The organism is Borreliella japonica (genome assembly GCF_030438115.2).
In the GTDB taxonomy this organism is placed as follows: domain Bacteria; phylum Spirochaetota; class Spirochaetia; order Borreliales; family Borreliaceae; genus Borreliella; species Borreliella japonica.
Map to the genome: position 1 here is coordinate 851,345 of NZ_CP124062.1, position 14,651 is coordinate 865,995.

Genomic DNA, 14,651 nt, shown 5'->3' on the forward strand with positions numbered 1-14,651 from the left:
TTATGTATAAGAATATAAAAAAATTTAAACTCGAGAGTTTTATTGCTCAAGAAATTGGCAATTTAATAGTGAGCAGGGGAATTAAAGATCCCAGAATTCATTCGTTTTTAACCGTTGTTAAAGTAGAATTTTCAAAAGATTTAGTAAATGCTAAAGTGTTTATGGGTTCGATCAAAGAAGGTGCTTCTTTGGATAATGCAGTTAAAGCTTTAAATAATGCTAAGGGATTTATTCAAAGTCAAATTATTAAGCGAATTAAAGTTAGAAATACTCCTAAATTATTATTTGTTAAGGATGATTCTCTTTCCAAATCGTTTTATGTTAATAAGATAATTGAAGGATTGAATACCACAAGAGAGAATTAAATTTGGAAAATGGATTCCTTTTGATTAATAAAGAACAAGGCAAAACTTCTTTTGAAACTCTTTTTCCTATAAAAAAATATTTTAATACAAATCATGTTGGGCATACTGGTACACTTGACAAATTTGCAAGTGGAATTTTGATTGCTCTTGTAGGAAAGTACACAAAGCTTGCAAGATATTTTATTTCTTTGGATAAAGAGTATGTAGCAGAATTTAGATTTGGATTAGAAACAGATACTCTTGATCCAAATGGAAGAATAGTTGATAAAACAGATTATATTCCTAAATTAGAGGATATAGATTTAAAGCTTAAAGAATTTGTGGGAGAGATTTATCAAAGTCCTCCTAGATTTTCTTCTGTTCATATTGATGGTAGCAGGGCTTATAAACTTGCTTTGAATGGAAAGTTTTTTGAAATTAAAAAACGAAGAGTAAATGTTTATGATATTCAGAGATTAAGCTATGACTTTAGCTCTTCTTTGCTTAGTTTGAAAATTAGTTGTTCAAAAGGTACTTATATTAGGAGTATTGCAAGAGATTTGGCTTATTCTTTGAATTCTTGCGCGTATGTTAACAATTTAAAAAGAACTAAAATAGGTATGTTTAGATTAGAAGATTCCATATTATGTAAAAATTTGAGTAAAGCTTCCTTGATTAGTTTAGAATCTTTAAAAAGTTTTGAAGAGGTTTATATTGATTCTAGCAAGATAAGTCTTGTTAAAAATGGGGCTTACGTTGAAATTCAAATCAATACTAATGAGTTTAAAATTTTAAAATCCAGAGAAAGGAAAATATTAGCGGTTATTGAAGGAATAGGTTTGAATAAATATAAATATGTTATTATATTTTAATTTTGTATTTATTTTTTCAAACGGTTTAATAATTTGTTATTAAAAATAACCCAAAAAGGTTAAATTGTTTTTGTGATTTTTAAGAAAAAATATTATAATCTATCATAGTAGTTAGTTTAAATTATAGTAAGAGGTTTTTTAGGGCTTTACTATAATGGTATAGGAGTTGCTTTATGATAGATAAAAAGCAAAAGCAAAAAATAGTTTCTGAATTTGGTAAAAATGAAAGTGATACTGGTTCTGTTGAGGTTCAGGTTGCACTTATTACAAGTAGAATAAAGTATTTAACTGAACATTTAAAGGTAAATAAAAAAGACTATAGTTCAAAAAGGGGCTTGTTAAAGTTGGTAGGTCAAAGGCGAAGTTTATTGCGGTATTACCAGAAAAAAGATTTAGAAGCTTATAGGACATTGATATCTAAACTTGGTCTTAGAAAATAAAAAGAGGTTGAATTTTGAGGAAAATATTAAAGTTGAAAATAGGCAGAGACGAGTTGGTGTTTGAGACGGGATTTATGGCTAAGCAGGCCAACGGTTCGGTTCTTGCAACTTATGGAGGATCTTCAGTGCTTGCGACTGTTTGTTGTTCAGGTAATGTGAGAGAAGATTTGGATTTTGTTCCGCTTTCTGTTGAATATAATGAGAAATATTATGCAGCTGGTAAGATTCCAGGAGGATTTATCAAAAGAGAAGGGAAGCCAAAGGATAAAGAAATTCTTGTTTCTAGGTTAATAGATAGGCCAATGAGACCTCTTTTTGATAAAAGATTTGGTAGAGAAATTCAAGTAGTTCCTACAACTTTAGCTACAGATCAGCTCAATCCCCCCGATATTGTTGGAATGAATGCTGCTTTCGCGGCAGTTTTTTTATCAGATATTCCGTTTAATGGCCCCATTGCAGCTGTTAGAATGGTTTATTTAAATGGTGAGTTTATAGTAAACCCCTCATTTGAAGAGATTCATGATTCTGATCTTGATATTGTTGTTGCAGGAAGTTTAAATGGAATTACAATGGTGGAAGGTGGTGCTAATGAGGTTAGTGAGGATGTTTTGCTTTCAGCAATAGACGGTGCGCATGAATATATTAAGCAAATTTGCAATGCTCAAAAAGAATTTTTAGATATTGTAGGCAAGAAAGAAAAGCTTCCTTTAGCTTTTGAAGAAAAAATATTTGAGTTTAAAGATGAGCTTAGAGATTTTATTTATACTGAGCTTAAAGAAGCCTGTTTTGTTAAGGGAAAGCTCAATAGAGATAAAGCTATAACTTTGCTGCGAAATAAATCTTATGAGCATTTTTCTTCTCTTGAGAAATTGACGGATAGCAATGAGTCTCTTTTTTATAAAGCTTTTGATGATTTTGAGAAGGAGATTGTTAGAAATTCTATTCTTAACGATAGGCTTAGAACAGATGGTCGAGCTCCTAATGAGATAAGAGACATTATTGCAGAAATTGATATTTTAAGTAGAACGCATGGATCTGCACTTTTTACAAGAGGAGAGACACAGGCTTTGGCAGTAACTACTCTTGGCACAAGCATTGATGAGCAAATAATGGATGATATTGATGGTGATAAACGTCTTAATTTTATGCTTCATTACAATTTTCCTCCATTTTCAGTTGGTGAGACTGGTAGGCTTATGACTGGTAGGCGTGAGATTGGTCATGGTCATTTAGCTCAAAGAGCTTTAGAATCGATGATTCCTGGAAAAAATGATTTTCCGTATACTATTAGAGTAGTTTCTGAGATTTTGGAATCCAACGGCTCTTCTTCAATGGCTACTGTTTGCGCTGGAAGCATGTCTTTAATGTCTGCAGGGGTTCCTGTTAAAAGGCAAGTTGCAGGAATAGCTATGGGACTTATTAGCGAAGGGGATAGATATGTAGTTTTAAGTGATATTCTTGGAGAAGAGGATCATTTAGGTGATATGGACTTTAAAGTGGCTGGTACAAAAAATGGAATTACTGGATTCCAAATGGATATTAAGATTGAAAATGTTACTAAATGTTTAATGAGAGATGCTCTTGAGCAGGCAAGAATGGGCAGGATGCATATATTGTCTATTATGAATACTGTAATCTCGGATTCAAGAATTGGTATATCTAAGTATGCTCCCAAAATTGTTCAGCTGCAAATTGATATTGACAAGATATCTCTTGTAATAGGGTCTACTGGAAAAACTGTTAAGGCCATAACAGATGAATTTGAGGTTAAGGTTCAAATTGAGCAAAATGGAAAAATTATTCTTTTCGGTGATGATGATGTTAAGATGCAAAAGGCCAAAGAAAAAATAGAGAGTATTGTAAGAGAACCAAAGGTAGGTGAAATTTATGAAGGAATTGTTAAAAAGATTAATAGCTTTGGGGCTTTTATTGAGCTTACTCCTACAAAAGAAGGGTTTTTAAGTACTCGCTTGAAATCTAGAGACAATAAGTATGGCTCTGGAAGATTTGGGAATGGTAATAATAGATATTCCAGATTTAGTGGTGGTGGAGATAATGTAAGGGGTAATGTAGGGTTAGTTCGACCTCCAAAATTAGAAGAAGGTCAGCGAATTAAAGTTAGAATAATTGATATAGACAAATTTGGAAAAATTGATCTTGAAATTGTTAGAGATAAAGATTATTAAAATAATATGAGATTTGTTTTTAATAATTTATGTAAAGGTCGTCTTATATGTTTTGTTTTGTTTTGTTCTTGTCTTACTGCAAATAAATCTATTCAAAATTCTCATGTTAGTGATCTTGTTAGGAAGAAAAAAGAAATAGTTATTGTTGGTGATAATAATGTTGTTAATGAAGATAAATTTAAAAGAGATTATTTGATAGGGCTAAAAGATAATGAATCTTTTTTTCTTAGTGATGCTTTTTTAAAAGAAAATAATTTTTATTTTAAAAAAGCCAGAGAAAGTTATGCTAAAAAAGATATTGGTTTGACGAACTATTATTTAAATAAAATAGTATCTGATGAGAATCGGCATGACAGGGAATTGTTAGCCAAGGTTAATTTGTTTTTTGGATATATAAATTATGAGAATGGTTTTTACGATCTTTCTGAATATAATTTTGACCTCTTTTTAAAAGATTATAAATATTCTCATGCTAGTTTAAGATCAGCCGAATTGAAATATCTTGCTAAAGAAAAATCAGATGCAATTTCTGCGTTTAAAGAGATTAATGAATTTTCTGTCTCAGGTTATGACAAAGAGATTTATGCTTTTTTAAGTAATAAACTTGGCGTAAGTCATTTAAACTTAGAGTCTTTAGGATTTCTTGACAACAGTGTTTTTGATATATTTGTCTTTAATGAGAATATATTTGTAACTAATATATTAGGTGGGCTTTTAAGATATAGTATTAAAAAAAATGATTATAGAGTCTATCTTAAAGATAAAAAAAGCATTTTTTTAAATGGCATTAGGGGTTTTGCTGATTATAATGGAACAATTTATATTGGGGGAAAAAATGTTGTTTATTATATAGACGATGTTGATGGAGATTTGAAGCAAATAAATGTTCCTGATAATGCTGATTTTAGCAATATACAAGTTTTGCTTGCTGTTAAAAATGGAATATTTGTTGGTACTTTAAATTCTGGGTTATGGTTTTATGATTTAAAAAATTGGAAAAATGTACCTCTTGGATCTAATAAAATTTCTTCAATGTGCTTTGATAGCTTAAAGAATTTATTATTAGTTGGAACAGTTGATAAGGCTATTTACAGTATTAATGTTGATAATTTGAAAAATATCGAACATTTAGATTTTTTTAGCAAGAATGATAATGAAAAAAATATTAATTTTATAAAAGGATATAAAGATAGTTATTTTATTGGAACGTATGGCGGTGGTCTTTTCGAATTAAATTTAAATAAAAATAGTTATAAAAAGCATGTTATTGCCAATAATATTGATGTTAATTATTTTATGGATATGGATATTAAAGATAAAAAGTTATTGTTTGCAACTTTTGATCACGGGTTATTGATTTATGATTCTGAAAATGATAACTGGGATTATTTTGGGCCTAATAATGGGCTTCTTAATTTGAATTTAATAAAAGTTTCTAGATTTGAAAATTATGTCATACTGGGTACTCTTAATAACGGTTTGGTTTTTGTAGATGAAAATATTAAAAAACAGTTATGAGTCTTACATAATTGCTGAATTTTTTAAATATTTTTTAATTACGTTTTTATTTTTCTTTTTTGTATTTTTTATAAATCAAATTTTATTCTTTATGAGAATACTTCTCCAAAATTATGTTCCTTTTTTTAAAGCTTTTATTTTTATTATATATTCTCTTCCCATGGTAATTGCGCTTTCCCCCCCTTTTGCTTCTTTGATTTCAGTAATTCTTACTATTCATAAATTCAAGATTCATAATGAAATTTTAGCTTTTCGTTCAATTGGTATATCAGTTTTTGACTTGCTTGTTCCATTTTTTAAATTGGGAGTAATTATTGTTTTTATATCTTTTATATCTAATGATATTTTGCTTCCACTTGGATCTATTGGTAGGTTAAAAATTTTTAATGAAATAAAAGAAGAAATTCCTCATTTGGTATTAAAGCCTTATTCAAGCAGACAATATGGAGATTTGATTTTTGTTTCTGGTGAGAAATCGGAAAATGGTTATAAAAATGTAACTTTTTTTGATAACACTAGGCTTAAGGGATTTGATAGAATATTTATAGCAAAAAATCTTGATATTAGAAAAGAAAATTTTCAAGTTTATTTCATTTTAAATGATGTTCTATCTATTGCTTTAACAGACAGTGAGGATGGATTTTATGATTACTTTTATGCAGATAAGATGAAATATTCAATCGATCAGGTTACATTTAGTGATAGTTTTTTACTAAATTATGTAACTCCTTCTCAAATGAGTATGAGAGATGTTGTAAAATTAATTAAAAAGCAAAACAATTTAATTGCAGATTCAAATATAAAAAATAATTTAGAAGGGGACTTTTTAAGTTTAAATTTTTCAAATCTTTATTTAAATTATTTGTACAATCAAAATTATTATGTGGATGAATCTTATGTCTTTGAAAATTTAAATTATATGTATAACTTAAATTTAAGTTTTAAACCTTATCAAGATAAAAGCATGAATCAAAATTTAGCTTTATTTAATCTTGAATTTTATCAAAAGATTAGTTTACCTCTTTCAGTTTTATTTTTTATTTTTTTGGCTTTTTCAATGGGGATGTATTCTAATAGTAAATATTCTATTATTCTTGAGCTTGTAATTTCAATTATTGTTTGTGTTTTTTATTGGGTAATGTTTATTGGTGGAAAAGTTTATACTGTGCAGTATGCACCAAATCCTATTATTGTTACAATTTTGCCCAATTTGATTTTAGTTTTTGCAGGAGCAGTTCTTTTTTTGAGATTATTAAAAAAATGAAAATAGATAAGCTTTTTGTAAAAAGTATCATTCTTACTTTTTTGTCCATGAATCTACTTTTCATGATTTTAATTATGCTAGGTGATTTATTTGTTAATCTTCTCAATTATCTTGAAAAAAATATTGGTTTTAAGGATATTCTTTATATTTATTATTTGTATTTGCCAAAAGCTTTCTCCGATGGAGTAGCTTTGTCTTTTCTTTTTGCTATTTCTAATCTTATTGGTAATTTCTCTATGAGAAATGAAATAATAGGTCTTTTTAGTTGTGGGGTTTCACTGACTAGAATATTAAGACCAATCGTTTTGATTAGCGTATTTATTTCGGTTGTTCTTTTCTTTTTTGATAATTATTTAGTAATAGATACAGTAGCAAGAAGAGATGTTCTTATTAAAAATAGCATTGGTAATGGCGGATCTAGCGATAAAACTATAATAATTAGAGATCTTGCTAGAGAAATTTATAATATTAAATCTTATGATATTGATGAGAATACTTTTTCTAACTTAATGATTATAATTAAAGATAATAAAGATGAGTTTCAAGCAAGGTATGATATAAATAAAGCCGAATGGAAAGACAATAAATGGAAGCTTTATGGTGTTAGAGAGTTTGTTAAGGTTGGTAGAAAAATTAAAGAGAATGCCTACGATGTTCTTGATGGGACAGGAATTATTAAGCTAGAGCCCGATTACATAAGAACTGTGATGCTGTCATCAAAGGCATTAAATTTTACTAAACTTATTAATTGGATAAGTTTTCTAAAAAGCGAACATTTGAATTATTCTGATGCATTGTTTGATTTGCTAAATAGAGTATTCTTTTCATTTAGATTAATTCTTCTCAGCTTTACTGTTGGTTTTATTGCTCTTGCTCTTAAAAAAAATATTTTTATACTCAGTTTATTAAATAGCATTGCTTTTGCTGTTGTTTATGTCATTTCTATTGTAATTTTTAATTTTTTAGCGGATCTTGGTTATTTGCATATATATATTGCAAGTTCTTTTACAACTATATTTTTTTTGATTATCAATTTTTTTGTTTATAGAATTGTTAGGAAATAGTATATATATGTATAGATATAATAATTATTTAGGATGTTTATATGTTTAGTGTAATTAAGAATGACAAACATTCTAATGCAAGGGTTGGATTTCTGAATCTTCCTCATGGCAGAGTAGATACTCCCTGTTTTATGCCAGTTGGTACTTTGGGGGCAATGAAAGGATTAAAACATGCTGTTCTTGAAAAGTTAGAATGCAATTTGATGCTTGCAAATACTTATCATCTATATTTAAGGCCAGGCATTAAAACTATTGAAAAATATGGTGGTCTTCATAATTTTACAACTTGGAATAAAAATTTTTTAACTGATTCGGGTGGATTTCAGGTGTTTTCTCTTTCCGGTCTAAGAAAAATTGATTTAAAAGGTGTACATTTTAAATCCCATTTAGATGGATCTTATCATTATTTTACTCCCGAGGGAGTATTTGCTATGCAAGAGATTTTTGGCAGCGATATTATTATGCCACTTGATATTTGTAGTTCTTATGGGATTGATTATAATGAAGCCAATTTATATACAAATATTACAACCAATTGGGCTCGCAGTACATTTAAGTCTTATAAAAATAAAAAAGAGGGATACAAGGGGCTTTTATTTTTAATAACCCAAGGAAATTTTTTTAAAGATTTGAGGAAAAGAAGCATCAATGATATATTAGAATTAGACAGTCCAGGTATTGCTATTGGAGGCATTTCTGTTGGAGAACCGAGAGAAAAATATTTGGAAATTCTTGAATATAGTTCTTTTTTGATACCAAAAGAAAAACCAAGATATGTAATGGGCATTGGTACTCCCCATTACATACTTGATGCTATATATTACGGCATTGATATTTTTGATTGTGTTAATCCTGCAAGGATTGCTAGGCATGGGTCTCTTTTGACAGATAATGGAATAATGCGTATTGGTAGAAAAGAGTATAAGGATGATACTTCTCAAGTAGAGAAAAATTGCGGATGTACTTTGTGTACGAGATATTCAAGAGGATATTTGAGACATTTGATAAAATCAAAAGAACTTTTTGGAATAATTTTGGCAAGTGAACATAATATTTACTATATGTTTCGATTGATTTCAAAGATTAGAAATGCAATTCTAAATGATAATTTTTTAAACTTTAGGACTTCGTATTTAAAAAAGTATGAAGAGGGAAATTTCGATGAATAAATATGTTTTTTCTACAATTTTGGTCATGATTTCCACTTTTTTTTCACGAATAATGGGATTTGCAAAGGTAAAGATTTTCTCTTATTATTTTGGCGCAAATCTTGATGCTGATATTTTTAACTATGTTTTCAATATTCCTAATAATTTGCGGAAAATTCTTTCAGAGGGCGCAATGACTTCGGCTTTTTTACCCGAATTTACATATGAGAAAAACAAATCGCACGAAAAAGCTGTTTCTTTTTTCAGAGTAGTTATAACCTTTAATGTCATTTCTATTGGTCTGATTGTTTTAGTTATGATTATTTTTGCAAAGCCTATTATGTATTTTTTATCTTATTATAGGGGAGAAAACTTAATTTTTGCAAGTTCTTTATTTGGTTATTTAGTATTATATATTTTTCTAATAAGTCTAGCATCAATTTTTATATCTGTTCTAAATTCATATAAAATTTTTTTTATTCCTTCATTTTCACCTATTATGTTTTCTTTTGGAATAATATTGAGTATATTTTTATTGTATGATCGTTTTGGAATATATAGTGCTGTTATTGGCGTAATTTTTGGAGGGTTTTTACAATTTCTGATTCCATTTGTAAATTGCCTTATGATTGGATTTGTTTGGAAGCCAACATTCTATTTCAAAGAAAAGGTATTTTTAAATTTTTTAAGTAGATGGGTTCGTATGATTTTTGGATTTTCTATTTCAATCGTTACTCAGCAGATTTCATTTGCATTAGCATCTACCCTTGAGATAGGAAGTGTTTCTATTTTTAGTAATGCTGTAGTTTATTATCAGCTTCCTGTAGGAATTTTTTATATTTCTATTGCAACGGTAATTTTTCCTAAAATGGCAGAGTACGCTGTTTCAAATAATAATGTAAAATTAAATACTCTTTTAGTAGATGGAATTAAAATTTTATTGTTAATTTTTATTCCGGTGTCTTTTTTGATGTTTATTTGGTCTGATTATATTTTAAATTTATTTCTTATGGGGGGCAAGTTTTCTATTTATGATACTCAAAAAACAGCGGGTGTTTTGAAATGTTTTCTTTTAGGCTTGCTTTTTTATTCGATGTTTAGTTTTTTCCAAAAATATTATTTTTCTATTCGTGATGCAAAAACACCATTTTATTTGAGTGTTTTATTTTCTATTCTTGACATTGTACTTTCTGTTTTTGGTATTAATTATTATGGCTTGAATGCTTTAGCTCTAGCTCAATCTATTTCTTTTATGATTTGTGTAATTGTTTTTTATTTTATAATATTAAAAAGTGGAGTTAAAATTGACTTAATTGAGATTTTATTTGTTTTTCTAAAGTCAATTATTACACTTGTTCCCTTATATATAGTTTATTTCTTTTTTGAGAAGTTTCATTGGGATGTAGGTTTTAGTTTTAAAAATCTTTATTTTTTAATTTTGGCAGGAATTGTTAGTATTTTTATTTTGTTTATTTGCTATTTTGTTTTAGGAATAAATAAACTCTTTAGTTTTATTAGGAGGGATGCTTTATGAAATACTTTAATTTTTTATTTTTTATGCTTATTTTAAATGTGTATGCTCAAAATGTTAGCCCTCCAGTTCTTCCTAGTTCACCTTTGTTGCCTGAAATTACGGAAAATAAGATTGATAGAGAAAATTCTTCTAATGGTGAGAATTTTTCTAATGTCATTTTAGATAATAAGTATGTTAACGATACAATTCTTTATGGACTTGATAGTCAAGTTACAAGCATTATAAAAGCTCTTAAAAAATCAAGTGATAGTCAATATAATTTTTCTCTTAAAAAAAGACTTGATAAGACCTTTAATGCCGAGATTAAAAAGGAAATACTCGAATTGTTTATTTCTCTTAAGTATTCAGGAGGTATTGATACAGCAAATTATATTCTTGAAAATTATGAGAGTAAAAGATATTCAAATGCTTTGCTTGGTTTAGCAATTTTGTATCTTAAGGAATTTGATGATAAAGATAGATTGAAAAAAATGCTTATTGATATTCTTGAAAATAAAGAGGGCAATGTGGTATCTATTGCAGCTTATTATCTAGGAGAGCTTAATTCTCTTGAGTATTCTAAAAATATGATGGAAGTTTTTGAAAAATATTCTGGAAATGATGGTGCTAGAAGAGAAATACTTATTGCTCTTGGGAAAATGACCGCTGTCGATTATCAGAATAGAATTTATGAAATTTCGTTAGATGGTTACGAGAGTCCATCAATTAAGGCTGCTGCAATTGAGGCGTTGTCATATCTTGCTCCAGATAAAGTAACTACAAATGCTGATTTGTATCTTCAGAGTAATAACAATAATTTAAATGTTAAATTGGCTATTATTATTTCTTTATCCAAAGATCCTTCTTTAAAGTCTAAAGAGATTTTACAAGGATTTTTAAGAGATTCCGATGACAATATTAGATTTAAAGCTATTAATGCAATTAAAGGACATAAGGACTCTTCAGCAAAGGATATTTTGATTTATAAGGTTAAAAGCGATCCATCTCTTAAAGTTAGGGAGGCTTCTGCTATGGCTTTAATTGACATGGATCTTGGGGATATTGAGATAAAAAATATCATGTTTGATTTTAAGATTGACAATAGTTTTAAAATTTCAATGTTTAGTTACCTTTTAGATAAAAACTCTCTAAGAGCATTGTCAATTGCTTTGGAAATTGTTAACAAAGAAAATGTTAATAGACCTTCAAATGTTTTAAAAGGTATTGCTTCAATGTTGGCTGGCAAAAAGGGCAATTTTGATAATTTTTATTCTAAAATCATTGATAGTAAAAATGTTGATTTAAGGCATTTTGCATTAAAAGGAGCTATTTATAATAAATCTTCATCACTTTATGACAAACTTAAGAAAATTAAAAGTGAGACGAATTCTGAATATATTAAAATGCTTTTAAAAAACTATTGATTTTTAATAAACCGTTGAAACGGTATTAGTGCAAAATTTTTAAAATTTCTTTAGCTACTTCTGATTTTTTCATTTCTGGTAGTTCTTTTATGCTTTCTTTATTTATTATATAAACTTTGTTTAAGCTTGAACCAAAATATTTAATTTCATTTGCAATTATGAAGTCTAAATTTTTCTTTTTTAATTTTTCCTTGGCTTTTTGAATTAAATTTTTAGAATTCTCAGCGCAAAATCCAACAACAATTTGGTTTTTAAGCTTATTGTGCCCTATGTGTTGGATTATGTCAGGATTTTTTACTAATTTTATATACAATCTATTGGTTTTGTTCTTTTTAATTTTACTATTGAAAATGTGTTTGGGTTTAAAATCGGCAACAGCTGCAGCCCCAATTATTATTTCAAATTTATTATATATTTTTAGAACTTCATTGTACATTTCCATTGCGGTTTTTATTTTTATAATATTGACTCCTTCAGGTTCATTTTCATTTGTTGGTCCTGTAATAATTGTAACTTGAGCCCCCAGTTTAATAGCCTCTTGTGCCAAACAAAATCCCATTTTTCCCGTTGATTTATTTGAAAAATAGCGAATTGGATCTATGGATTCTTCAGTTCTAGATGCTGTTATTAGTATTTTTTTATTTTTTAGGCAATTTTTTTGATTAAATTCATTCAATATTATTTTTATAATTTTGTCTTCATTTGTAAGGCGTCCTACAGCATGTGATGAGCAAGCCAAAAATCCTTTATCAGGTTCAATGAATTTATAATGATAAGTTTTAAGCTTTTTTATATTTTCTTTTAAAATAGGGTTTGAATACATTACATTGTTCATTGCTATTGCAAAATAAGTAGGGGCTGTGCTTGCAGATATTATTGTAGTTAATGCATCATCAGCAATTCCTGATGCAATTTTAGATATTGTATTGTAGGTAGCAGGAACGATAAGAATTAGGTGAGCCCATTTTGCAATTTTTATATGTTCAACCTCATTATGGTCTAAATCCCATAAATTAGTAATTATTTTGTTCTTAGAAATGGTTTCTAGAGTTAATGGTGTAATAAATTTAGTTGCATTTTTTGTCATTATAACTTTTACGTTGTATCCCGATTTAACTAAACTAGATACTATGTAAACTGACTTGTAAGAGGCTATCCCTCCAGATATACCGATTAATATGTGTTTATTTTGATTCATACAATATATATTATACAATGTGTATTATATAATATATATTGTATTTGAATTTATAAATTTTGATACCCTTTTGCTAAGGTTGTTTTAAATGATAAATAGGATTTTGTACGCTGTATTATTGTATGTTTGTATGTTTTTCTTGTGGGTTTTTTTTGCCTATTTTATCGACACATCAGCTACTATATTTAATATTCCTTTGTGGTTTTTTTGGTCAGGAATTTTGTTTCCCAGTATAAATTTTTTTCTGGTTTGTTTTTTTATTTTAGTAATTAGTAAAACTTGATACATTATTAATATTTTTTTATTTTTAAATTGTTTGTAAAAAAAGAAATAGAGGTAGTTTTTTGTTATTAAATAAATACTTTCTTGCAAATCGAAATATTAATTTTATTGTTATGGCTTTGCTATTTTCTTCTAGCTATATTAGTGCTAGTAGTTTTATTTCTGGTCCCTCTGCTGTTTATAAGTATGGATTATCTTTTATATTATTAGCTACTATACAAATTCCTACAACTTTAATTGCTTTTATTATTGTTGGTGAGAGATTAAATCAAGAATCAAAAAAAATTAATGCAATAAATATTATTGATTACATTAGATATAGATATGAAAGCGATTTTTTGGCGTTAATTAGTGGATGTGTATTAATTTTTTTTTCAATGTTTTTGATTTCTGCCCAATTAATAGGTGGTGCTAAGCTTATAGAAGTTTTTTGGGGTATTGATTATGTAGTTGGTCTTTTGCTTTTTGCCTTATTAGTTTTTATTTATGTATTTTTTGGTGGATTTAAGGCAGTAGCTTATATGGATTTGATTCAAGGGCTTTTAATGTTAGTTTCATCTGTTATTTTGTTTGCCAAGATGTTAGATTTGGGAGGAGGCATCAATAATTTGTTCAAAACAGCAATGTTTAGTTTAGATAAAAATCTTTTGCTTCCTTCAAATGTTGACTTAAAACCACAATATATAATTTCTTTTTGGATATTAATAGGAATAGGAATATTAGGTCAGCCTCAGATTATCAATAATTTTATAGCATTCAAAGATGAGAAGGCTATAAAATTGTCTCTTCCCATTTCTACTTTTATTATCAGTTTTTTAATTATTTTGATGCATTTAATAGGCTTTTTTGCTATTATTCTTTTTCCAGATTTAAATCCAGATGATAAAGTTGTTTTAAATGTAGCTTTAAAGGTTTTAAACTCTTTTTCTTGTTTTATTTTTTTTATGGGTCTTTTATCTGCAATAATGTCTACAATAGATTCAAATTTGCTCTTAATAACATCTGTTTTAATAAAGTCAATATTTATTTATAAAAAAGATTTAAAAGAAGATGTAAAGGTTAGTAGAATAATAATGATTTCTAATGTTTTTTTTATTTTAATAATACTTGTATTTTCTTTCTTTCCTCCCAATTTTTTATTCTTTATTAATATTTTTGCTTTTGGAGCTTTAGAAGTTTCATTTTTTCCCATTATTGTTTTTGGACTTTATTTAAATTTTGCAAGCAAAATAGCGGCATTTGCTTCTATGTTTTTAGGTTTGATGTTTTATTTGTGTATTTTATGTTTTGATTTGAATATTTGGTTTTTTCATCCCGTTTTTCCATCATTTTTTGTTTCTATATTTACATTTTTAATGGCTAATTTTTTTTGTAAAAAATATAGCAAAGTTTATTAGG

The 14,651-nt window shown here is 27.7% G+C and carries 13 protein-coding genes; 12 read left to right on the forward strand and 1 reads right to left on the reverse strand.

Annotation, left to right across the window (positions count from 1 at the left end; genetic code table 11):
• Window positions 1-2 precede the first annotated feature (2 nt).
• The 10 genes from rbfA (at window position 3) to QIA21_RS04710 (ending at window position 11,773) form a co-directional block, all read left to right on the forward strand.
• Window positions 3-365 (forward strand): 30S ribosome-binding factor RbfA, encoded by a 363-nt coding sequence (gene rbfA / locus QIA21_RS04665; RefSeq protein ID WP_301393309.1) that lies wholly within the window; start codon window positions 3-5, stop codon window positions 363-365.
• Window positions 366-367: 2 nt separating this feature from the next.
• The gene (gene truB / locus QIA21_RS04670; RefSeq protein WP_301393310.1) at window positions 368-1,216 is read left to right on the forward strand and encodes a tRNA pseudouridine(55) synthase TruB; all 849 of its coding nucleotides are present in this window, start codon (window positions 368-370) and stop codon (window positions 1,214-1,216) included.
• A gap of 173 nt (window positions 1,217-1,389) precedes the next feature.
• The gene (rpsO, locus tag QIA21_RS04675; RefSeq protein ID WP_091971547.1) at window positions 1,390-1,656 is read left to right on the forward strand and encodes a 30S ribosomal protein S15; all 267 of its coding nucleotides are present in this window, start codon (window positions 1,390-1,392) and stop codon (window positions 1,654-1,656) included.
• A gap of 14 nt (window positions 1,657-1,670) precedes the next feature.
• Entirely contained in the window at window positions 1,671-3,842 is a 2,172-nt protein-coding gene (pnp, locus tag QIA21_RS04680) for a polyribonucleotide nucleotidyltransferase (RefSeq protein WP_301393311.1), read from the forward strand.
• Window positions 3,843-3,848: 6 nt separating this feature from the next.
• Complete coding sequence (locus tag QIA21_RS04685) at window positions 3,849-5,360, forward strand: ligand-binding sensor domain-containing protein (protein WP_301393312.1); 1,512 nt, start codon at window positions 3,849-3,851, stop codon at window positions 5,358-5,360.
• The gene (locus QIA21_RS04690; protein WP_091971543.1) at window positions 5,335-6,624 is read left to right on the forward strand and encodes an LptF/LptG family permease; all 1,290 of its coding nucleotides are present in this window, start codon (window positions 5,335-5,337) and stop codon (window positions 6,622-6,624) included. The genes QIA21_RS04685 and QIA21_RS04690 overlap by 26 nt, the downstream gene beginning before the upstream one ends.
• Window positions 6,621-7,688 (forward strand): LptF/LptG family permease, encoded by a 1,068-nt coding sequence (locus tag QIA21_RS04695; protein WP_301393313.1) that lies wholly within the window; start codon window positions 6,621-6,623, stop codon window positions 7,686-7,688. The genes QIA21_RS04690 and QIA21_RS04695 overlap by 4 nt, the downstream gene beginning before the upstream one ends.
• A 41-nt stretch (window positions 7,689-7,729) precedes the next feature.
• The gene (tgt, locus tag QIA21_RS04700; RefSeq protein ID WP_301393314.1) at window positions 7,730-8,857 is read left to right on the forward strand and encodes a tRNA guanosine(34) transglycosylase Tgt; all 1,128 of its coding nucleotides are present in this window, start codon (window positions 7,730-7,732) and stop codon (window positions 8,855-8,857) included.
• Window positions 8,850-10,370: a murein biosynthesis integral membrane protein MurJ gene (gene murJ / locus QIA21_RS04705; RefSeq protein ID WP_091971534.1), complete on the forward strand. Its 1,521-nt coding sequence runs from the start codon at window positions 8,850-8,852 to the stop codon at window positions 10,368-10,370. The genes tgt and murJ overlap by 8 nt, the downstream gene beginning before the upstream one ends.
• Window positions 10,367-11,773, forward strand: coding sequence for a HEAT repeat domain-containing protein (locus QIA21_RS04710; protein ID WP_301393316.1), 1,407 nt, complete (start codon window positions 10,367-10,369; stop codon window positions 11,771-11,773). The genes murJ and QIA21_RS04710 overlap by 4 nt, the downstream gene beginning before the upstream one ends.
• 25 nt (window positions 11,774-11,798) lie before the next feature.
• Here QIA21_RS04710 and coaBC read toward each other — a convergent pair whose 3' ends face one another.
• On the reverse strand, window positions 11,799-12,971 hold the full coding sequence (gene coaBC, locus QIA21_RS04715) for a bifunctional phosphopantothenoylcysteine decarboxylase/phosphopantothenate--cysteine ligase CoaBC (RefSeq protein WP_301393317.1): 1,173 nt from the start codon (window positions 12,969-12,971) through the stop codon (window positions 11,799-11,801).
• Between the two features lie 130 nt (window positions 12,972-13,101).
• Here coaBC and QIA21_RS04720 point away from each other — a divergent pair, with 130 nt between their 5' ends.
• On the forward strand, window positions 13,102-13,254 hold the full coding sequence (locus QIA21_RS04720) for a hypothetical protein (protein WP_301393400.1): 153 nt from the start codon (window positions 13,102-13,104) through the stop codon (window positions 13,252-13,254).
• 28 nt (window positions 13,255-13,282) lie between these two features.
• Entirely contained in the window at window positions 13,283-14,650 is a 1,368-nt protein-coding gene (gene panF / locus QIA21_RS04725; RefSeq protein WP_418905523.1) for a sodium/pantothenate symporter, read from the forward strand.
• Window position 14,651: the final 1 nt, after the last annotated feature.